The following is a 20,266-nucleotide window of genomic DNA, read 5'->3' as shown; positions in this document are numbered from 1 at the left end:
GTAATATGAGGGCTTTCGAATAATAAGCAAACAGCTTTGTTATTGGTGTGTTAAGCGTATTGTTTTAACTTAAGCATATTGCTCAACCGTCATCGCCCAATTTTTCTTCTGCTGTTCGAAGTTCATTTTGATTTGCTGGTAACGAACTTTAAGTACAGAATGTTCGTATTTTTTCACCACGTCTTCGCGTTTGCTTTCAAGTAGTTGCTTTTTGACTTCGTAGTACTCGTTCATGTTTGACACTAGAGCATCAAACTCTTGTTGAAGCTTATCTGCGATTTGTTGCTTGTCGGCACGGTGCATGATCTTTTGCTGTGTGCGCTTAAGCAGCATTGTCGCTTCAGCTTTTTCAATGCGAGCTTGAGGCGTTTTCTTTAGTTTACTTGCTAAGCCCATCAATGAAGCACTCTTAATCAACCATTTCGTTGGATCGTATTGCCACCAGTAAATACCATTACGGTAGTCATTCTCAAAGATGTGGTGGAAGTTGTGGTAGCCTTCGCCGAAAGTGAGTACTGCTAGCACACCGTTATCACGCGCTGTGTTTTTGTCAGTAAAAGGTTGGCTACCCCAGATGTGAGCAAGAGAGTTGATGAAGAATGTTGTGTGGTGGTTAAGGACCAAACGAACTGCACCGACGATTAACAACATGCCAATCACATCACCGTAAATCACGCCTAAGGCGATAGGAACACCGAAGTTCATGATCAACGCCAGAAGAACGTAGTGCTTGTGCTGCCACATTACGATCTTGTCTTTCTTCAGGTCACGACAGTTTTCATAGTTTTCATACATTGAGGTGCTGTAGTTACGAATCATCCAACCAATGTGCGAGTACCAAAAGCCGCGTTTTGCAGAGTACGGGTCTTTGTCGTTGTTATCGACATGCTTGTGATGCACACGGTGATCAGAAGACCAATGGAGAGCGCTGTTCTGCAGGGCAAAGGCACCACCTAAAGCAAATAGGAATCTTAGGCTTGAATGTGCTTCAAATGCCTTGTGAGACCATAAACGGTGATAGCCCGTCGTGATCGACAGATTACAAAACGTAAAACAGATCGCTAGCCATATCCAGTGCTCCATTCCATAGCCAAAAAAATAGCCATAAACGGGAGCTGCAACAACAGCAAGCAGCATACTAAAAGAGAATACAAAAATATTAAGCCAGATTAACGGCGGCTTTTTTGTTGATGGTTTGTCAGCACTATTCATTAGCAAATTTCCATTGAGCTTACATCTGTGCGCTAGAATATCAGCGTACACGTGTAAGTCAATATTGAAAGTGTAAACGTGTATTAGTATGTTTTGCTTAAATATTGTATAAAGGTAGTGTGAAATGTAGTAGCAAGTCATAAATGGAAGTACTAAGGGCTAATAAATGGAAATTAAGGTAGCTGAATATAAAGATTATGAGCGGATTGCCCAATTACACGCGGATAGCTGGAAGCTATATTACCGTGGCATTCTTGCTGATGATTACCTAGAACATGATGTTTTGGAGGACAGATCTGTTATTTGGCAGACTCGTTTGATAAATCCTCCTTTCAACCAACATGTTTTATTGCTTGAAGAAGGCGGTTTACTGGTTGGTTTTGTCTGCGCGTTTGGTAATCACAACTTTGAGCGTGGCACGTTCATTGATGCGTTACATGTAGATAATAATTACCGTGGTCGCGGCGTAGGCAAGCGCTTATTGTCTGAACTGTCGAAGTGGTTGCAACAATATTACTCGGATTCAGGGCTTTACCTAGAGGTGATGTCTGAAAACCATCAAGCCATTGCATTCTATGAAGCGATTGGTGGTAAAGAAGAGCTAGAACAAGTTTGGAACGCACCGTGTGGCAGCCAAGTGAACGAAAAAGTGATCTCTTGGGGCTCTCCGGTCGAACTTGAACAGAAGACAGCCAGCACAGCCTATTCTTAATAGCTTCTTATTGACTAAGAGTTGGCTGACTCAGAGCTTGCTGAATAAGAGTTTTTTGAACATAGGTTTGTTGCTTTAACGTAGTTTTTCTGAAGACACGTTAAAACTGAAACCGAAAAGTCAAAGCCCCGAGCATTTAATTGCTCGGGGCTTTTTAATAGCTGTAATCATTATGAGAGGGAATAGTAGAGCTTGATAAAAACGGCTAATCACACCAAGTAACTTGGTTCCTGCCGTTTTTCTTAGAAATGTAGAGCGCTTGGTCGGCATCATCGATGAGTTGCTCGACAGAGCCAATCGCCATTGGCGCATGCTTTACTCCTATCGAAATGGTTACTTCTAACCTAAGACGAGATGGAGACTCTAGAAGGGAGTCGACCAATAATTTTATTGATGCTTCCGTCTCGCCTTGTACCATCACGAGAAACTCTTCACCGCCATATCGAAAACAGTTGCTACTGCTTGGCAATCTCTTTTGAATCTCCGCCGCCAATTCTTTGATTACCATATCACCCATTTGATGACCGTAGGTATCGTTAATCGATTTGAAATGGTCGATATCGATCATGATTGAAGTGATCGATAGCTGACGATTGATACTCGGTTCTATCACTTGATGAAGGTACAGGCGGTTGTAGCAACTCGTAAGTGCATCTTGATAGGAAAGGGCTTCGAACATATTAGACTGTTTACGCAACTGTATAGCTTGTTTGCGCAGTTGTTCTGATTGCGCAAAACGCTTATGCACTTCTAAATCACGTCTAATACAAGCCGCCGAGATTAGGATATAGGCAGAAAGGTAGACTGAAATAGTCTCTATCTCGTGTTTAGGTTCTGCGTCATAGAGCAAGGGAGCAAGGCCGATAAGATAGGAGGAAAAGATAAAGGAAAGTGTTGTGATGCTGTACTTGGCAGATAACCTTGAAAAGGTACCGATGTAGATCATGACGAGAATGATGCCACCTTGGTAATCGAAATTGTTCAGCTCAACAGCGAGTCGACCAACATAGATCAAAAACAGTGAGCTAATAACAAGGAATATGCTCTCGACGAGTTCTAAAACGTTGGGTTTGTTTTTTATGCAATATCTGGCGACAACCATCATCAATATAAAGAGTATGAATCGTGAAATGATGGGGCCAAGGCACTCTGTACCAAAATGGATGTAGTCGGTGACAATAAAAGCACAGAATATTGAGATCGGGATGTAGATGAAATTTATGTACGGCAAATAAATTTCATTATCGAAATAGGTTTTAAATCTCTGATTTTTGAACCCAGAATAGGAGCGCATTGAAAAGCTAGCCGTAATTGATACACAATAATTTGCGTAGTATGTCACAGTGTTTGTGATTGTAAACGGCAGTTTCTATAGATTTGTCAGTATGTTAGCTAGATCAACAAACCATGGGGACAATATTCACGTTCTAAAGTATATAGAACGCGAATATCTTAGTAGTAGGTGCGAGAGTGGTTAATAAGAACGCTTAGAAAGCTAATCGCGATTAACGCTTATTCTTCAAGTAACGCTTACGGCGCTCTTCTTTCTTCTTCGCTTGCTGCTCAGCTTTCAGTGCCGCAGCTTCTTCCACTTCAACCAATTCTTTAGTGATCATTTCCGGTAGCTCTAGAGTGACTTTACCTAGAGTACCGTTACGCAGTTCGTGAAGTAGAATCTCAGAACATTTGTGAAGGTCGATATGACCACCTGCACGAAGTGCACCACGCTTGCGGCCAATCGCTTCCATCAACTCGATGTCTGACTCTGGCAACTCTTCGATTTGGTAACGTTCTTGCAATAGGTGAGGGTATTGCTTTGCTAGATACTCAACGGTGTAGAATGCCACTTCATCATATTCCATCGCCGTATCTTTCACAGCGCCCGTTGCTGCTAGGCGGAAACCACTGTGTGGGTTTTCCACTTTAGGCCAAAGGATTCCTGGAGTATCTGAAAGAATCACGCCGTTCTGCAGGTTGATACGTTGTTGGCGACGAGTTACCGCTGGTTGGTTACCGGTTACCGCAATCGTACGTCCAGCCAAGCAGTTGATGATGGTTGATTTACCTACGTTAGGGATACCCATGATCATCGTACGAATGTTTTTGCCCATCTGTTCACGGTGCGGTGCAAGTTTGCGGACCAACTCCATGACGTGGTTAACTTCTTCTTTAACGCTGGTGGTGATTGCAATCGCTTTAACGCCTTGCTCTTTCTCGAAGTGCTCAATCCAACGTTGGGTCAGTTCAGGATCGGCAAGGTCGCGTTTGTTCAACACTTTTACACAAGGCTTATCGCCGCGCAGTGAAGAGATCATTGGGTTTTCACTACTGAACGGAATACGAGCGTCCAGTACTTCGATGATCACATCAACCTGTGGGATAACTTCTTCGATTTCTTTGCGGGCTTTATGCATGTGACCCGGAAACCATTGAATAGACATAGAGATAAACCTTGATAAATATATTTGCTGCACATTGTAAAGGTTGGATAGGGCGTGTAAAGCCATATCTATAAAGGGACGATAAAGATTTAAGTTTATCGTCACATCACTATGATTTTAGCTGATGTTAGATGAGCTGGGAGGTGCGATTAGGAAAGGATTAGTAACAAAGCTAATCACCTACTCTCTACGCTTAAGAACAACCCCCATTTTCTCACCGAATGCGAGGGTTAGGTACATGAAGATTTCATCATCATCGACTGCCCATGATTTGCCTGAGACTAGGCTACCTGTTTGTGGTAACTGGCGGTTCAAATAGGCTTCAAGTGCTTCTTTGTTGGTGTAATTTAATTCGGTTAAAGAGAAGGTGATCTTTGAGTCGACTCGCCCTTGAACTTGTATGTTACTGGTGACGCTGGTTTGAAAAGGCGCAGCAGTGCTAGATTTTGGTTCGAACGTGGTAATTAACCGCGCACTCTCAGATTCGGGGCCATCAATGATGAGTTGAGTGCTGATGTTTAGTGAGCGCTCGCCATAGTCAACAGTCGTGTGACCGCTCCAAAACCCAGTAAATGGTTTAGTTGGTGTGTAGTTCAGCTGGAATAGCAGATAACCAAGCACGACACATATCGTCCACATGGAGAGCACTTTATAGTGCTTCGACTTTAATTGCATAACGTAACTTGCTCTTGATAAGCACAATGAACGGATTCTTCATCGTCTTTTAAATAGATCGCCACAACTTGTTGATTGTTGTCGATAACCACTGTTGGTGTTTGGGATAATGTGTCTATGTGTTGAGCTTCTGCTTCGACCACTGAAACTTGTTCTAGATAACGTGCCGATGGAGCGAACCAAGAACCCAGTCCATAACCTATGACTACTGCTAATAAACAGCCTATCACGGTCGCAGCGCCAAAACGTTGTAGGCGGCTTTCATCTTTCGGTTGAATAGAATGGGTGTTTACACGGTTCAGTTCTTCAACTTTGACATCAACAGGGTCGAAGTCTCCATGCTCTACAGCTAAATATTTTGCAGGTATTTCTGGTGAAGAATGAGGGTGTTTTTCGACTAATTTAGGTGCTATGGCTAACAAGTAGCCTTGCTTTGGGATTGTTCTAATCAGCGAGCGCTGGTCGTCTCCCATGGCCTTTCTTAAACGTTTGACCAGTTGATTGATCGTCGCATCTGTCGCATAGGTGTTTTCATACAGCTCTTGAACGATGTTCTCACGAGATAGAACGTCAGGAACTCGCTTGATCAATGCATTCAGCAAAGCCGATTCTTTTGCTCTTAAACGAGTAAGGTTATCGTCCTTAGACAATACCCCTGATGTTGATGAATATAAGTATTCACCAATCAGGTAAACAGGCGGTTCTAAAGTGAGTTTGGCCATAGGTAAATAACTGAATAGAAACTGAATTTATTATCGCATTTTAGTTACGTTATCGCCACCCATCGCCACTAAGTCGAAATGTATCGCTGTAGCCCTTGTTTGAAGTATTAGCCCACTATTTGTGCTCAAACAACAAGCAAGTAATAAAAAGCCGCTAGCTATGGAAGCTAACGGCTTGTTTAGTTTCAGCGGTGTTTCTTTGGCTTAAAAGGTTATTGCTGCGAACTAGGTTAGAAAGCGTAGTTCAGTGACGCTGACAGTAGCCATTCACGGTGCGTGAAGAAATCGATATTAGATTCATTCTTTCGTGTGCCGGTAAAGGTCGCGACGCTCCAGTTTTCCCAACTGCCGAGGTCTTTGTATTCGTAGGCGATAAACAACTTGTAGCTGTTATCTGCTCGGCTGCGTTCGAATACTGGATTGTCTGCACGGTAATCGCTGTGCGCATAATTGCCTGTCACTGCTAAAGCATAAGTAGAAGAAACAAAAAAATATGAGGCTTCAACGGCATATCGATTATGTTGGTTTGCTTTACCTTCAGCATCATGAAAGGTGTAGCTTACTCCGTAGTTGATGCCAGATTGAGGGCTTAACATCGAGAGATATTGGGTTTTGATGAAATAAGCTTTGCTATCACGCTCTAGAAGCTCATCAGGAACATGATCTTCTTCGACATCTGCGAAGGCATAGGCCATATCCAAAGAAATGTTGGTTTCTGCAAGGTTACTCAATTTTACTCGTATTGCCCCTCCATCAACATCGGTCTTTTGCCTAGCTTCGTCAACGTCGTAAGGGTTTGTCCAAACTTCACCTGGAATAACGGTTGGTAGGTAAGCTAGATCAAAGGTGGTACCGGAATCCAACTTTTTTTGGTAACCGAACTCGAATGCTAATGTACCGACGGATAAGTCATCACGAGAGGTACCCATATATAAGCGGTGTGCGCGGTCTTCGCCGAAATCAAAGTTAACGATACCAAGGGGAAACAACAGGGTTTTATCACCATTATCACCGCGCTTGGAATCTTCGCCTAGGTTTGGGTTGCCCTCTGTGTAGAGGTTTGAATCAGAATGAGTATAGAGGGTAGCAAAAAGAATCTCGCCACTGAATTGGTCCCACTCTACAGCGTACGCGCTGTTTACTGTCGCTACAGAAATCAGGGAAATTACAGACAATTTTATCGCGTTCATAACAATCTCAATAGTAGTCTTACTTTAATCGTCCTTGTTGGTGCTCATAAGCATGCGGTCCTTGAAATCGACTCTTTATACATGTCACACGGTATTCTCGAAATCTCACGTCGATATTCATATACGTGACGAAACTCAACAGTATTGGTGTGAATGCACATGTTGGCTGTGCATTATTCATAGATGACGCAGGCAAAGCTAACAACAAAAAATGACCTTATAATTCACGATTAAGTAATTGAAATAATGAAGTTATTATTTTTTGTCACTTTTGTTTATTGGTCGCTCAGGGGGGGGGGTTAGGTGATTGAGGTATTTTTAGATGCTTGAGAAAGAGAAAAGGTGCAGGCAGAGAAACTCCAACAAATGCTGAGCGTCGTGCGGTGACTAGTGAAGGGGCTATTTAGGTACAGTGCAGTTATCGTTGAAAGAATCTAATATTCTACCACTTTCTATGTATATTGTTAGCATGTGATATAAGTTTAATATACTTTGGTTTTGCTAATTGGTAATTATTCTGACAAGTTCTAACAAATGCGGTTAGACAGATAACCCAAGAAAGAGCAAGTATGGTTTTGTACCTGAATGGTTTAAGGAAAATAGTAGTTAAATATTCTTTGTTATTTTAATTTGTGCCGATTTATACAGCATTGTTGCTTTTGTCCGTTTTCGTTTTTGTAACAACACCGCACCAATTATGGTGTAGTAGATTGTCGTTACCAATGATGAAATCTTAATAAAATTGTATAATTACATATATTTTATTAATGAGTTTTTGAGTGCTGCTTTAATAGTATTGTTCCATGTCAAATCCCTACAATCTAATTCGTAGTCCTTAGCGGAAAAGGTTGTGAGAATTTTCCTACTTATTCATATTAAGTTTTAAATAACAGTAACTTATTTTCAAATACGGGTTATTGCCTAATTTGACAAATTAGATGTCAAGTTTAGGATGTCCGACCTGTTTTGTAGGAAAGTTACATGTTGAACTATAGAAATACAATTGCTTTTATTGCCATTGCTTTGGTCTGTTTTGTCATTCCAGAGACCTCTGTCGCATCTGAAGAAAGGGGCGACAAAATCGTTGTTGGTGTGCTCTCAAATAATAACAATGCTGAACGCGGAAAGTTTGAGGCAATCTATGGTATCAGCTTAGATTACTTATCGAATATCAGTCAGTTTTTGAATTCGAAATTAGAAATTAAGCCGTATGACAATATTCCAGAACTTCTGAACGACGTTGAAAGCGATAGAATTGACGGCGCATTAGGATTCAGTGAAACAGAAGACCGAAAGCGAAGGTTCTTGTTCTCTGAACCGATCTTTTCGACCACCTTAGCGGTATGGTATCGAGATTCGTACTTAAAAAGTAAGCCTATAGAGTCACTAACGTGGGCTTGCATAGATAAAAGCGTTTACTGCGAACAGGTTGAGCAGCAAGGTGCAAAGAAGATGTATAAGGCTAAGTCTCGTGATGACGCCTTTGATGCAGTGTTAGTAGGTAAAGCAGATGCACTTATGACTACTTACGTATCAATAAACGAATATCTCGATCATAAAGATGTGATGAGAGGAGCAGTTGATGTTCCTGATTGGTTACCAGAAGAAAGTATTAGTTTTATATCTAGCAAACAGAACGTTGATCTTATTGAAGACATCAATTCGATTCTTTTGTGGGAAGTGAAAGGGCGAGGAATTCGCTCAGTCGCCTCAAAGAACCCTTATCACGTTAGTGACAAACTCATATCGAAATACAAATTACATCAAAACGGTAAAGACGTGATTACCTATAGCTCGAGTGGTGAGGCATATCCCTTTCTATTTGAAAACGAAAAACAGCAACTCGACGGTATGTTGGTTGAATATCTTTCACTGCTTTCATCAAGAACTGGGCTTGGCTTTGACTATGTAGTGCCGGAACTTAATCTTGAGTCGAGCTACAATTCCTACAGCGCAGATATTGTCCCGGTGCTATACCGAGACAGCACAAAGACTCGGGCTGCCCAGTGGTTACTGACGAAACCATTTATGAGCGCGAGCTTTTCTAAAGTGACGCTCGATAAAGCCCAACTTGAGTCTCATACAGAAAAAAAGGGTATTTTACTTAGCGTTAGTAAGCAGGGGATCATCAACGTTAGTGAGTATGAAGACAGGAACATCATCCGTTACCGTAATATGAAGCAGATTCTTGATGATCTGAGAGCGGGCAAGATCTCTGCGGCTTATGTACCCAATGATATTACCTATTCAATGATCTTAAACGATTCGTCAGAAGGATTCGTGATAGATAAAGAAGAGGGGATCACTTACTCCATCGCGTTTGCCGTATCCAAGAAGAACATCGAGTTAAAGAATGTACTCAACAGTATCATTGATACTGTGAGTGATGAAGAGATTGAAAAGCTTCGCCGAAATTACCGCCAGTTCGATTTAGTCTATGGGTACGATAGCGGTAACGTAAATAAGTTGATTGCCTTGGTATTGGTTGTGTTTATTACGCTGTCGTATCTTGCGTATCTGTTGTTGGTGAACTTACGTTACAAAGTTAGGCTAGCGGAGTTGAATGCTGGCAACGAAGAAAAAGAAAAAATTTGGCTCTCTGAAATTATTCAAGAGATCAACAATATCGTTTTTATTCATAATGATAAGAACGAGATATTACTGAGTAACTGTCCTAAGTTTCAATCGAACGAATGTCAGATTTGTACCATGAAGTCTCAAGTGAGCGGAGCTTCATTGGTCGGAAATCAGATTGAAATCAAAACCATTATCGACGGTGAAAGCCTTAACGATACGCACTTAGCTAAAGATTGTCGTCTAGATATCTCTCATGTTCACCGAGAGAGTAAAACGATCTCATCGTCGAATAGTGATAAGCGCTTTATCCTGACATCTCTGCTTGATGTATCTGCACAAAAGAAACGTGAAAATGCGTTAATCAAGGCTGAGAAAGAGGCCAAACTTGCCGTAGAAGCAAGAGAAAACCTGCTCACTACCATGAGCCATGAACTTCGCACGCCTTTATCTGCTGTGCATGGGTTGCTCGACATCATTAAGATCAATGCAGTTAACGCTAAAGACAGTCATTTAGTCGACCAAGCTATTCGCTCTCTCGATCACTTAAACAAGCTGGTGGATGGTGTACTTGATTTGTCGAAGATCGAATCGGGCGTGCTATCTGTCAAAGCTGAAAAGGTCGAACTATTACCGCTTCTTTGTGATGTATTCAGAACCTTTGAACCGATCTCTAAGAGCAAGAACCTTAATTACCGTGTTGAGATTCATTCCTTTAGTTATCGATGGGTGATGGTTGATGGCATTCGTGTGTCTCAAATACTCACAAATTTGTTGTCGAATGCCGTGAAGTTTACCTCAGAAGGTGAGATCAGTGTTGTGGTTGCAGTTGTCGATAATCAGTTAGTTGTCGAGATAACTGATACCGGCATTGGCATGACTCCAACACAACAACAGCAAGTCCTGAAACCCTTCGTACAAGCTGATGACAGCATAACAAGACACTATGGCGGAACAGGGCTAGGGCTCAGCATTGTTGATCAGCTCTTGCAATGCATGGATGGCGAACTGCAGATTGAGTCTGAGTTTAATCGCGGTACCACAATCAATGTCTCTATCCCGTTCGTACCATGTGACGATGATGAGGGCTATTCCATCAGGAGCCTAACGTATTCGCGAGATCTCCCTGACAACTTAAAAGGTTGGTGCCATGAGTGGAAGCTAACAGAATCTGTGAATACACCTGATCTTTATATCACGCAGAGTTCGCAATCCAATCTTGTCAGCATGACGGTTCGCCGAAACTTGAATGACTCAATGACGATTGAACAAGATCAGTTGAAGTACCCAGACAGCTTGTTGAATTTGATCGTGAGACCAGATCAGCACACCGTTAATTTACTGACTCCAGACTCTGTGAGTGATTGGCAATATGGCGATGTTCTTATCGCAGAAGATAATCCAATTAACCAGAGTGTGATGACATTACAAATGAATGAACTCGGCATCAAACCTGTATTTGTGGATACCGGACTTCAAGCATGGGATTACATCAATCACAACTCGATTAAGGTATTGCTTACTGATTTCCACATGCCTGAAATGGATGGTTATGAGTTAGCAAGCAAGATCAAAAGCAGCGAACAATTTAAAGATATTGTCGTGATTGGTATCACGGCGGAAGACTCACGAGTAGCGCGTGAGAAAACCAAAGATATCGCGATCGATGACATTCTTTACAAGCCATACAGTGTGTCTAAGTTATTGGATATTTTGGAGAAGCACGCAACGCCTGTTGGCCTGACTCCCAGCTGGTTAGAACGATTCGAACCAAATGACGCCATCGCGGTTGCCAAGGTGTTTATCGATACTATGAGTGAGGACGTCGCGAATTTCGATTTCAATTCACCAACCATCAATCGAACAATTCATCGTGTAAAAGGAGCGTTAAACGCCGTCGGCGCAACGGAAATATCACAATTGTGCGAAGACGTTGAGTGTTGTGAACCAAAAGCGAATAAAGAAAAGTTAGAAAAATTGGTCGGGGCTATTGAGTCAGAAATTGAATTTACAAAAGCGTGGTTAAAAGCCAATGAACACTAATCTTAATATCATGATTGTCGACGATCACCCGATCCATCTGATCTTATTAGAACAGCTGCTAACCAAGTTAAGCTGCAAGGTTACCGTTTTCGATAACGCGTTAGAGGCTTGTGAAAGCGTTACTGATACAAATTACGACATCATCTTTTGTGATATTCAAATGCCAGTCCATGACGGAATCGACATGATGTTTATGTTGGACGAAGCGAATTACCAAGGCAATGTTGTCTTGATAAGCTCCGTTGAACTGACGGTGATTTCGGCTATTCGTGCCATGTGTGAAGGCTTTCCATTTGATGTGTTAGACATCATTGAGAAACCCTATACACAGAAGTCGATTGAAGATGTGCTAGCAATGAGGCTCAAGTCAGCCAACAAAGCTTGTCCTGCGAGAAAGAAGATCGAGGTCACCGACGAAGAGTTTCTGGTGGCATTAGCCAATGGGCAAATACAAAACTACTACCAGCCTAAAGTGGACTTTGTCACGGAGCATTTGTCTGGTTATGAAGCGCTCGCTCGATGGGTACACCCTGAATACGGCGTGCTAACCCCAGATGTGTTTTTGCCTATTGTGACTCGATGTAAATTGTCAGCAGAGCTGTTTGATACCGTTCTCAGCAACGCGCTAGATGACATCAAAATTCGAAATCTGGACAAGAAAATCGCCATTAATGTTGATCAGTTCAATTTAGAAGACAGCGACTTTGCGCAAACTTTTATTACTCGATGTCTAGAACGAGAGGTGAACCCTTCGGCGTTCATTATCGAGATCACCGAGCGTGACACTTACCGTAACAGTGTCTCTTTGTACAAGAACCTCACTAAGCTGAGGGTGAATGATGTGACTGTATCGATCGATGATTTTGGAACGGGTAATTCGACCTTGGAAAAGTTGGCTCAACTGCCGTTCAACGAAATGAAAATTGACCGTTCGTTTGTCTTTGAAATCAAAGATGACCAAAAGAAAAAGAATATCGTTTTATCAATATGTGGCTTAGCGAAAAACCTTGGCATTAAGCTTGTCGCTGAAGGGGTGGAAGACCACGAAACTTGGTCTTTGCTAAAGGAATACGGTGTAGAAGTGTGTCAGGGGTATTTTGTCTCTAAGCCGTTGCCGTTAGAACTTGTCAAAAAAATAGATATAGATATCAAATGAACTGTTTAATTTTCGATGATCATCCTTTGGTTTGTGTTGCGATTAAATCACTTGTTGAATCTTCACCTCATATTACTCAAGTCAACGTGGCTTCAGAGTTGAAAACGGCCAATGAGTTTGTTCGTAAATCAAACATCGACTTACTGATCTTGGATGTGAATTTGAATGATTGCGATGGCTTCGACTTTTATCGTCGCATTAGAGCACATGGATTCAAAGGGCGAGTTGTGTTCTATTCAGCTGAGACCAGTGCGTACTACAGCGAAATGGCGTTCAAAGTAGGAGCACATGGTTATGTGTGTAAATCGGAGCATTACAACGTACTCAAAGACGCAATTGAAGCCATTGCAAAAGGTTACTCGTTTTTTAAAGAGATTAATGACCCACAAAAGGTAAAACGAACACTTAAGCTCTCTGCTCGTGAAGCGACGGTCGCTAAGTTACTGCTTAAGGGAATGACGAATAAAGATGCCGCCGAATTTCTCTCTATCAGTGAGAAAACAATCAGTACTTACAAAAGAAGGATGCTTACCAAGTACAGCGTTGACAGTATTGTCGAGTTGTCGAGAGTGATTGAATTATGACGACTAAACGAATCATCAAATTAATGCCAAAATTTAAAGTGGCGACGATCTCACTGACATTTTCTTCAATGTCATTTCTCTTGTTTGTCATCAGTTTTGGCACGGTAGCGATCAACAATGACATCAAAGAGTTTGATTTAAGCACGTTGCAGTTAGATAGACATAAAGACAACTTAGTTCTGCTGGGCTTGTTTACGGAATCTCAGATTAATCAAACGTCAGATGTGGGTAGCCACGACTTCGACAGTGTTGATGAGATTAACTTTGTTGATAGCATTTATCCTCTTGGTGATCCTGAACTGAACAAGGCCGAAATCGCTGTTAGGCATTTAATGCATCAAATTTCGTTATACAAAAATCTCGGTGGTATCGACGATAATTTTGTCTATTTTTATCGTTCTTATTCGGGTTCAAAATACATATTCCCAAACAAGTTTGAGAATTTTACGCCCTCGGAAGCGCATCTTTCACGAGACACTTGTCTTGGAAGTGAGGTGTGTTCGATTACCGCGAAAGAATACCAATTGACGGATAGGGTGATCATATCGCCGCCTCACATTGGGCTGATAAGCCAAAAGGAAATCATTTCGATTGTGACCCCAGTGTATGACCAGGGGAACATCATTGGTGACTATGTGTTGAACGTGAATATAGACCTTTATATAAGCGGTGGTTTAGGTGTGGGTTACGAGACGAAGAATAACACCAACAACTTAATAGTAACGTATCCAGGTTACCCGTACTCCTACCTCAATTACAGTAAGACGACGGTTGCGGATAACCAGACTACTTACACGTATCGCTACCCATATTCCAAATTGGTTATTGATTACTTTTGGGTATTTGTTGTTTTATTGCTCACTAGCCTTAATTATCTTTTTTATGTCAATAAGGCCAGGATCGCCAAAGACGAATTAGTGGATGCGAAACACTCGGCACTAAAGGACGAGCTGACAGGTTTGTACAATCGACGAATTTATAACGAGACATCTTTCAATCAAGCGGTGCAAGGAAAAGCGTGTTCGGTTATCGCCATCGATGGCGACCGAATTAAAAAGATCAACGATAACCTAGGGCACAGTTGGGGGGATGAAGTGATTCGACACATCGCTCATTCAATGAAAGACGTTTTTCGCCGTGATGACTTCTTGATAAGAGTTGGTGGCGATGAATTTATCGTTATTATGCCGAATTGCAGTTTTGAAAATGCTAAGAAAGCTTCAGAGGTCCTACAAAAGCAAGTGACAGAGTCTAAAGTCGCTTCATTGGGCTTTGATGTTTCCGTTAGTGTTGGTGTCGCCTTCAAAGGTGCGACTGAGTCATTGGAAAGTGTGCTTCACAAAGCCGATGAAAAGCTATATGAGCAAAAAGCACAACGCTAATTGGGTGCTTACTTTAGCTAACTTATCGATTTGATGTTTTGTTATGTTAGATGAACGTCAGATCTAGCGGCTGGTGGAAAGGATAGCGTCAGCAATGGCTCGCTCCCTTGTATTGACTAAACTTAGATACTAACGTGTACATGTTAGCTAAGTTTATGAATTTACGATGAAGGGTTATTGCTGTGAATAAAGATTTAGACCTAAATCTTCTGCGTATCTTGGTGTTGTTGGATAAACACCAACAACTTAAGCCAGTAGCTAAGATTCTTGGCAAGAGTGAGGCTTCCATCAGTAAGTACCTTGCTCGCTTAAGAGAGCAGCTTGGTGATGAATTGTTTATTCGACATGCACACCATTTTGAAAGCACAGATTTCCTTAAGAAGCAGCTTCCCGTGATCCAGGCTGGATTAGATCGCCTTGAGTCTTGTATGGGGGTGAGTGCTTTTGATCCGCAGACTTATGATAAACCCATCACTATCTCGATGCCCCAAGTTGCGCAGTATTTTTTGGGTGAAGTGATATTGAATGACCTGTTTGAACTGTTTCCGAACGCCCCCATTAGTATCGTGAGTCCCAATGACAGGCCGTTCGAAAGCATCTTAGATGGCAATGTCGATGTGTACATGCACAATTTTAATGAAGAGTGCCCTAAGAGTATCTATCAACTACCTGTTGGTTCATTACCTGTCGGCATCGTGCTTCCTGATGACATGGATGCAGACTCGTTAGAAGCGGCATTGTCATTACCTTTTATCTTCTTGGAGCTAAAAGGCTGGAAGGGCTCCAAACAAGTGGTGCGAATGATTTTAGAGAAGAAAGGGTTTGAAATTGAATCTAAGGTCACCGTTGGGGATGTAGGTCTATTACTCGGACTATTAAAGCGTCAAAGATGCGCCACCATCATGATGAATTTTGGTCGTTCAATTGAAGGCTTTAAATCGATTGAAATACCAGAATCATATTATGCGACAGGTCGCCCCAAAATTGCGGCTTACATCAAGCAAACCCACCGCAACAACGCGCTACATCGATTGCTCATTGATGTGATGGAGAAGTATTTAAACTAGGCTCACTGGCTCAACTAGATAAGTAAATAGATCAATAGGGCTGTAGGTGACGAAAAGCCAGCTATTCCAGCCAAGTGAACAAAGAGACTAAAGTGTATCGTTTAGTTGGACCAGTTCAACGATTGAATTGGCTCTGTACTTGTTTAGGATTCGTGTTTTATAAGTACTAATAGTCTTGGCACTTAACGACAGTTTTTCTGAAATAAGCTTGTTTGAGTGTCCTTGAATCAGATACTCAAACACAATCGCTTCTTTATTAGAGAGTTTAGTACTCTTGCAACAGTTCTTTTGGTCTGATTTGAATAACGAATAACCTTTCATAATGCTGGATAGGGCGAAGCGAATGGATTCATGGCTCTCGCTCTTACTCAGGAATCCATTCGCACCTAATGACTGAGCCGCCTCTGACAAGCTTGAGCTATCTAATGAAGAAACAAACAGTAACTTTCCTTCATAACCGTGCGCTTTGATTATTTTAGCGAGGTTCATACCATCGTTGTTTACCAAGGCCACATCAAGAACAATCAAGTCAATACTCTGGTTTTTCACTAGCTTTAAAATTGTTTCGGTATCGGTGGTTTTATGCAGATCGTCCACCTCTAACGAGTCCATCACCAACTCAGCAAGAGCTTCTCGATAAAGTGGTTGCTCATCTATGATTAGAACGTTCTGATTTTTCATAAGTCACCTAAAATATTGCTGTGTGACATCCTGTCTCTTTGAGTTCTAAGATTGTAATAAGCAATAATTCTATGTAAAAACATAGTAGTTAGGGTGAAAATGACATTTTAATATTTTGAAAATCAGATGGTCTAAGAGGGTTTTACCTTACTGCTCTTCCAAAACCAGTGTTACTAATAGGTGGCTCTACCGCGGGCTTTATACAAGATTTGATTGTAATTGATACTGTTTAGCTCATCTTTTGTGTGTAAGTTAACCAATACATCATTGCACTTGTTAATTTTGATACGAATATCGTGTTTGCCTTCATAGGGCGTGTTAAGCAGCGCTGAAAGCTTGATTATTGCTAGACATGTATTTTTTGAGTGTGGCAAAAGGTCGTGAATGTCTAAATAATAATCAAGGTGCTTGTCTTTCGTTAAACGATCCGATGATTTCATTAACACCATCTCTTTGCGGATATTACTCAAGTGCTGCTGTGAGGTTTGTAGACGTTCCTTAAAACCATTAAGCATATGAATTTGGCTACGAATAATACTTGGGTGTTGGTCTTGATTAATGCTGTCTTCCAACCTTTTCACGAACGTTGGCGTTTCGCTCAAGAAAGAGCACTGTTCCAATAAGAAGCACAGGTGGTAGAAGTCATAAAAGTGAAAATCGGAAGTATAATTCAACGCTTGTTTTATACTCAGTGTTGCCGTCTTTAGGTCGCCTTTGATCAAAGCAATATGAGCAGAAATCAGTTTGTCCTGAAGAATAAGCTCTGGCGTTTTGCTGATATCGTTGAGAATTGAGTTGTACGAAGCAAGCTGCCTTTCAAAGAGGTTTATTGAGCCACCAAGCGGTTGCTTGTAAAGAAAAGTACGCATGTAGTTAATCTTGGTATAAAACCCACCACGGAACGTATTAATGTTTTTTTCGTAGTACCTTTTCATATAGGTGAAAGCGTCTTGATACGCTTCTGCAGCGATAGATAAATTCGCGATCACCAATTCACGGTGCGCCCCCGCATCGAGTAACATCGCTGACTGTTTCAAGTGGTCGATCGCGTTGGGTAGGTCGTCTTCGATCGAATATATGTTCGACATTTCATCGTGAAAGTAGGGGTTATTTTTCTTTGATTTAACTAGGCTGAGTATCTCTTTTGCTTCATCCACTTGGTCTGTTTCAATGAGCGTGCTTGCAAGGCCAGTTTTGATCCAATCTAAGTCATCTTCTTCGAGAAGGCTTTCATACTCTTCCTGAGCTTTATTAAATTGCTTACTTTTCAATAAGGCAGAGGCTTTGTATTTTCGGATAAGCTTTGAGTATTCAGGATGAAACGGTTGAAGCTCATCGCACTCACGTACAACGCCAGCAAAATCGAATTCAGTTAACTTTTCAAAGATAGGTGCAAGAACCAATTTTCGATTGAGGGCAGAAAATATCCGTTTGATAAAGAACTGCTTGTTAAACGGTTTAAGTAGGTAGTCGTCAGGGTCAGAGTCCACGATTGAGCGCACGACGCTATAATCATTTTCGCCCGTGAGGAACATAAAAACCGTGGTCGACTTTAAGATTTGAGCGTGCTTTAGCTCTTCCAAAAGCTGATAGCCAGTCAATTGGGTTTGGAAGTTATAGTCACAGATAATAATATCAAACGCGTTCTGACGGCATTGATTAATCACGTCGAAAGGTTTGTATGCATAAGATATGGACTCAAAGCCGATTTGGCGCAAGATTGTGGTTACACTGCTTGTAACCAAACGCGAGTCGTCTGCAACCAATACCGTATATTTTTTAATATCTTTATTCATTATTTTAACTGTTGACCAAATTTAGCTAATTGTAACAAAACGGAAATAGCTAAAATCGATACTGAGTTAAAATAAGAAAAGTCCTACATCGATTCGATTAATTTCCTACGTCATTAATCTCTAGCCATTCCTCAACTAAATTAACGCTATGTGAAATTAATTTAATAGTGTTGAGGTTAGTTTCTTCAACACTATTATTTCCTAATTTCAATTCTGTCTCTTCCGCTTTGATTTGTTGCTCTAGTGAAAAATGTCCGATTGATGAAAGACCACCTTTCATACGGTGTATGACTTGCAAGGTGGTTGTGCGCTCAGGCCTTGCGTTCATTAGTTGCTCTAAGTCTTCGTTCATTACGCTCACGTAAACCTCCGCAAGGTAAGATCTTTGATCGTCAGGGTAGTTACTTAGCCAGTTAACTTCATGACCAATGTTAAGTTTGTTTTCCATGAAAAGGGGTGTTGGTGAGTGATTTATTTATAGTAACGACAGGGTGGTATGAATAAAAATATCACTCACCTATTGGAGTTGGTTAATTCATATATATAGTGAACGTAGAGAGCTGGTTAATTAACATAAAGGTGATAGGTTTTATTTATTGCTTCGATATAGAATAGTTCGCTATTTCGACAATGAAGCGTAATAGGCCGCAATATCTTTTATATCTTGTTCAGAAAGTCGGCTTAATTGAGCCTTCATCATGTCAGCATAGGCACCTTCACGTTGGTCGTTCTTATACATTTTCATAGCATTGAACAAATAGAGCGGATCTTGCCCTTTAAGGTCAGGGTAATTTTGATTCGTGTTGTCGCCGGTGACTGAATGACAAAAAACACAGCTCGGGGATTTCAGTTTACCAAGTTCTGGATCACCAAAGTCATTTGCGTGAAGGGTGAAAGAGATAGTCGCAATGAGTAAAGCTAGGGACTTGATGTACACGTATATACTCCTGTGAAAACAAGAGTATAAAGCTTCCCCTTAGGGGAAGCTCAAGTATTAATAGCGATAGATGAGAATTTTGTTGAGAGTTACAGCGCTTTTTCCAATTCCGTTAGGAATCGAGAAATGTCTTCTGAGCTAATGTCGCGGTGAGTAACAAAGCGCACAGGGTTACCTGGCGACAGAGTAATGCCTTTTTCACCTAACTCTTGTGCGATGCGGTTGATATCAACAGACTCATCTAACTTAGCGAACACGATGTTCGTTTGAATGAAGTCAGGGTTAACCGAAAAGCCCTCAAGCTTGCTTAGGCCAATCGCTAGGTTTTTCGCGTTTTCGTGGTCAGCTTTAAGCTGAGTAACGTTCTCAGTCAGCGCCATTTTACCTGCTGCGGCAAGGATGCCTGCTTGACGCATACCGCCACCGACCATTTTACGTAGTCGACGCGCTTTAGCGATGTACTCTTTACCACCAAGTAGCAGAGAGCCAATCGGAGCACCCAAACCTTTTGATAAACAAATCGTCATCGAATCGAAGTGTTGTGCGATCTCTTTAATGTCAACGTCGAGAGCGACTGCTGCATTATATACGCGTGCGCCGTCTAAGTGCATTTGCAAACCGTGTTGGTTTACGAACTCACGAGCTTCCGCTAGGTAAGACATTGGCAGTACTTTGCCATTGATCGTGTTTTCTAGGCTTAAAAGTTTAGTGCGGGCGAAGTGGCTGTCGTCTGGCTTAATAGCAGCAGCAAGCTTTTTGAAATCAAGAGTGCCATCTGGGTTGTTCTCGATTGGTTGAGGTTGAATTGAACCCAGTACCGCAGCGCCGCCAGCTTCATATTTGTAGTTGTGTGCTTGTTGACCACAAAGGTATTCGTCTCCACGTTCACAATGCGCCATTAAGCCGAGAAGGTTGGCTTGCGTGCCTGAAGAGGTGAACATCGCGGCTTCAAAGCCTGTTTCGTTGGCTGCCCACTGCTCAAGTTCGTTTACTGTTGGGTCGTCACCATATACATCATCACCGACTTCTGCGTTTGCCATTACATCGCGCATTGCTTGTGAGGGTTTAGTTACGGTATCAGAACGAAAGTCCAT

At 41.6% G+C, this 20,266-nt stretch carries 17 protein-coding genes; 6 read left to right on the top strand and 11 right to left on the bottom strand.

Annotated features, from left to right (window positions below; translation table 11 throughout):
* Nucleotides 1-69: 69 nt before the first annotated feature.
* Entirely contained in the window at nt 70-1,212 is a 1,143-nt protein-coding gene (locus L0992_17565) for a fatty acid desaturase (GenBank protein XGB69837.1), read from the bottom strand.
* 166 nt (nt 1,213-1,378) lie between these two features.
* Here L0992_17565 and L0992_17560 point away from each other — a divergent pair, with 166 nt between their 5' ends.
* Entirely contained in the window at nt 1,379-1,924 is a 546-nt protein-coding gene (locus tag L0992_17560) for a GNAT family N-acetyltransferase (GenBank protein ID XGB69836.1), read from the top strand.
* Between the two features lie 205 nt (nt 1,925-2,129).
* On the opposite strand, the gene L0992_17555 is transcribed toward L0992_17560, so the two are convergent.
* The 5 genes from L0992_17555 to L0992_17535 form a co-directional block, all read right to left on the bottom strand.
* A complete protein-coding gene (locus tag L0992_17555; protein XGB69835.1) occupies nt 2,130-3,155 on the bottom strand; it encodes a GGDEF domain-containing protein in 1,026 nt (341 codons plus the stop codon).
* A gap of 274 nt (nt 3,156-3,429) precedes the next feature.
* On the bottom strand, nt 3,430-4,365 hold the full coding sequence (gene ylqF / locus L0992_17550; GenBank protein XGB69834.1) for a ribosome biogenesis GTPase YlqF: 936 nt from the start codon (nt 4,363-4,365) through the stop codon (nt 3,430-3,432).
* 180 nt (nt 4,366-4,545) lie between these two features.
* A complete protein-coding gene (locus L0992_17545) occupies nt 4,546-5,004 on the bottom strand; it encodes a hypothetical protein (protein XGB69833.1) in 459 nt (152 codons plus the stop codon).
* A 26-nt stretch (nt 5,005-5,030) separates the two neighbouring features.
* The gene (locus L0992_17540) at nt 5,031-5,762 is read right to left on the bottom strand and encodes a winged helix-turn-helix domain-containing protein (GenBank protein ID XGB69832.1); all 732 of its coding nucleotides are present in this window, start codon (nt 5,760-5,762) and stop codon (nt 5,031-5,033) included.
* A 230-nt stretch (nt 5,763-5,992) separates the two neighbouring features.
* On the bottom strand, nt 5,993-6,952 hold the full coding sequence (locus tag L0992_17535; protein ID XGB69831.1) for a DUF2860 domain-containing protein: 960 nt from the start codon (nt 6,950-6,952) through the stop codon (nt 5,993-5,995).
* Nucleotides 6,953-7,933: 981 nt separating this feature from the next.
* Here L0992_17535 and L0992_17530 point away from each other — a divergent pair.
* From L0992_17530 to L0992_17510, 5 genes are all read left to right on the top strand, one after another.
* Nucleotides 7,934-11,569, top strand: coding sequence for a transporter substrate-binding domain-containing protein (locus L0992_17530; GenBank protein XGB69830.1), 3,636 nt, complete (start codon nt 7,934-7,936; stop codon nt 11,567-11,569).
* Nucleotides 11,559-12,725, top strand: a complete 1,167-nt coding sequence (locus tag L0992_17525) for an EAL domain-containing protein (GenBank protein ID XGB69829.1) — start codon at nt 11,559-11,561, stop codon at nt 12,723-12,725. The genes L0992_17530 and L0992_17525 overlap by 11 nt, the downstream gene beginning before the upstream one ends.
* On the top strand, nt 12,722-13,309 hold the full coding sequence (locus L0992_17520) for a response regulator transcription factor (GenBank protein ID XGB69828.1): 588 nt from the start codon (nt 12,722-12,724) through the stop codon (nt 13,307-13,309). The genes L0992_17525 and L0992_17520 overlap by 4 nt, the downstream gene beginning before the upstream one ends.
* Nucleotides 13,306-14,691, top strand: coding sequence for a diguanylate cyclase (locus L0992_17515; protein ID XGB69827.1), 1,386 nt, complete (start codon nt 13,306-13,308; stop codon nt 14,689-14,691). Before L0992_17520 ends, L0992_17515 begins: the two co-directional genes overlap by 4 nt.
* Before the next feature lie 182 nt (nt 14,692-14,873).
* On the top strand, nt 14,874-15,758 hold the full coding sequence (locus L0992_17510; protein ID XGB69826.1) for a LysR family transcriptional regulator: 885 nt from the start codon (nt 14,874-14,876) through the stop codon (nt 15,756-15,758).
* Nucleotides 15,759-15,845: 87 nt separating this feature from the next.
* Here the strand turns inward: L0992_17510 and L0992_17505 are convergent, their stop codons facing one another.
* The 5 genes from L0992_17505 to ltaE all read right to left on the bottom strand — a co-directional run bounded on the left by L0992_17505 (nt 15,846) and on the right by ltaE (nt 20,266).
* Nucleotides 15,846-16,439 carry a response regulator transcription factor gene (locus L0992_17505; protein XGB69825.1) on the bottom strand — a complete coding sequence of 198 codons (594 nt, stop codon included), beginning with the start codon at nt 16,437-16,439 and terminating at the stop codon, nt 15,846-15,848.
* A gap of 173 nt (nt 16,440-16,612) precedes the next feature.
* Complete coding sequence (locus L0992_17500; GenBank protein XGB69824.1) at nt 16,613-18,235, bottom strand: response regulator; 1,623 nt, start codon at nt 18,233-18,235, stop codon at nt 16,613-16,615.
* Between the two features lie 97 nt (nt 18,236-18,332).
* On the bottom strand, nt 18,333-18,587 hold the full coding sequence (locus tag L0992_17495) for a hypothetical protein (protein ID XGB69823.1): 255 nt from the start codon (nt 18,585-18,587) through the stop codon (nt 18,333-18,335).
* A gap of 267 nt (nt 18,588-18,854) precedes the next feature.
* Nucleotides 18,855-19,172, bottom strand: a complete 318-nt coding sequence (locus L0992_17490; GenBank protein XGB69822.1) for a cytochrome c — start codon at nt 19,170-19,172, stop codon at nt 18,855-18,857.
* 89 nt (nt 19,173-19,261) lie between these two features.
* On the bottom strand, nt 19,262-20,266 hold the full coding sequence (gene ltaE, locus L0992_17485; protein ID XGB69821.1) for a low-specificity L-threonine aldolase: 1,005 nt from the start codon (nt 20,264-20,266) through the stop codon (nt 19,262-19,264).

This window comes from Vibrio pomeroyi, from assembly GCA_041879425.1.
GTDB classification, from domain to species: Bacteria; Pseudomonadota; Gammaproteobacteria; order Enterobacterales; family Vibrionaceae; genus Vibrio; species Vibrio pomeroyi_A.
This window is presented reverse-complemented; position numbering and strand designations above follow the sequence as displayed.

Excerpts from the sequence above, each read along its gene's own strand:
- L0992_17530 (XGB69830.1), top strand. The coding sequence starts at position 7,934 with ATGTTGAACTATAGAAATACAATTGCTTTTATTGCCATTGCTTTGGTC.
- L0992_17540 (XGB69832.1), bottom strand. The coding sequence starts at position 5,762 with ATGGCCAAACTCACTTTAGAACCGCCTGTTTACCTGATTGGTGAATAC.
- L0992_17560 (XGB69836.1), top strand. The coding sequence starts at position 1,379 with ATGGAAATTAAGGTAGCTGAATATAAAGATTATGAGCGGATTGCCCAA.
- L0992_17495 (XGB69823.1), bottom strand. The coding sequence starts at position 18,587 with ATGAACGAAGACTTAGAGCAACTAATGAACGCAAGGCCTGAGCGCACA.
- L0992_17525 (XGB69829.1), top strand. The coding sequence starts at position 11,559 with ATGAACACTAATCTTAATATCATGATTGTCGACGATCACCCGATCCAT.
- L0992_17535 (XGB69831.1), bottom strand. The coding sequence starts at position 6,952 with ATGAACGCGATAAAATTGTCTGTAATTTCCCTGATTTCTGTAGCGACA.
- L0992_17500 (XGB69824.1), bottom strand. The coding sequence starts at position 18,235 with ATGAATAAAGATATTAAAAAATATACGGTATTGGTTGCAGACGACTCG.
- L0992_17515 (XGB69827.1), top strand. The coding sequence starts at position 13,306 with ATGACGACTAAACGAATCATCAAATTAATGCCAAAATTTAAAGTGGCG.
- L0992_17505 (XGB69825.1), bottom strand. The coding sequence starts at position 16,439 with ATGAAAAATCAGAACGTTCTAATCATAGATGAGCAACCACTTTATCGA.
- L0992_17545 (XGB69833.1), bottom strand. The coding sequence starts at position 5,004 with ATGTGGACGATATGTGTCGTGCTTGGTTATCTGCTATTCCAGCTGAAC.
- L0992_17565 (XGB69837.1), bottom strand. The coding sequence starts at position 1,212 with ATGAATAGTGCTGACAAACCATCAACAAAAAAGCCGCCGTTAATCTGG.
- ylqF (XGB69834.1), bottom strand. The coding sequence starts at position 4,365 with ATGTCTATTCAATGGTTTCCGGGTCACATGCATAAAGCCCGCAAAGAA.
- ltaE (XGB69821.1), bottom strand. The coding sequence starts at position 20,266 with ATGGACTTTCGTTCTGATACCGTAACTAAACCCTCACAAGCAATGCGC.
- L0992_17520 (XGB69828.1), top strand. The coding sequence starts at position 12,722 with ATGAACTGTTTAATTTTCGATGATCATCCTTTGGTTTGTGTTGCGATT.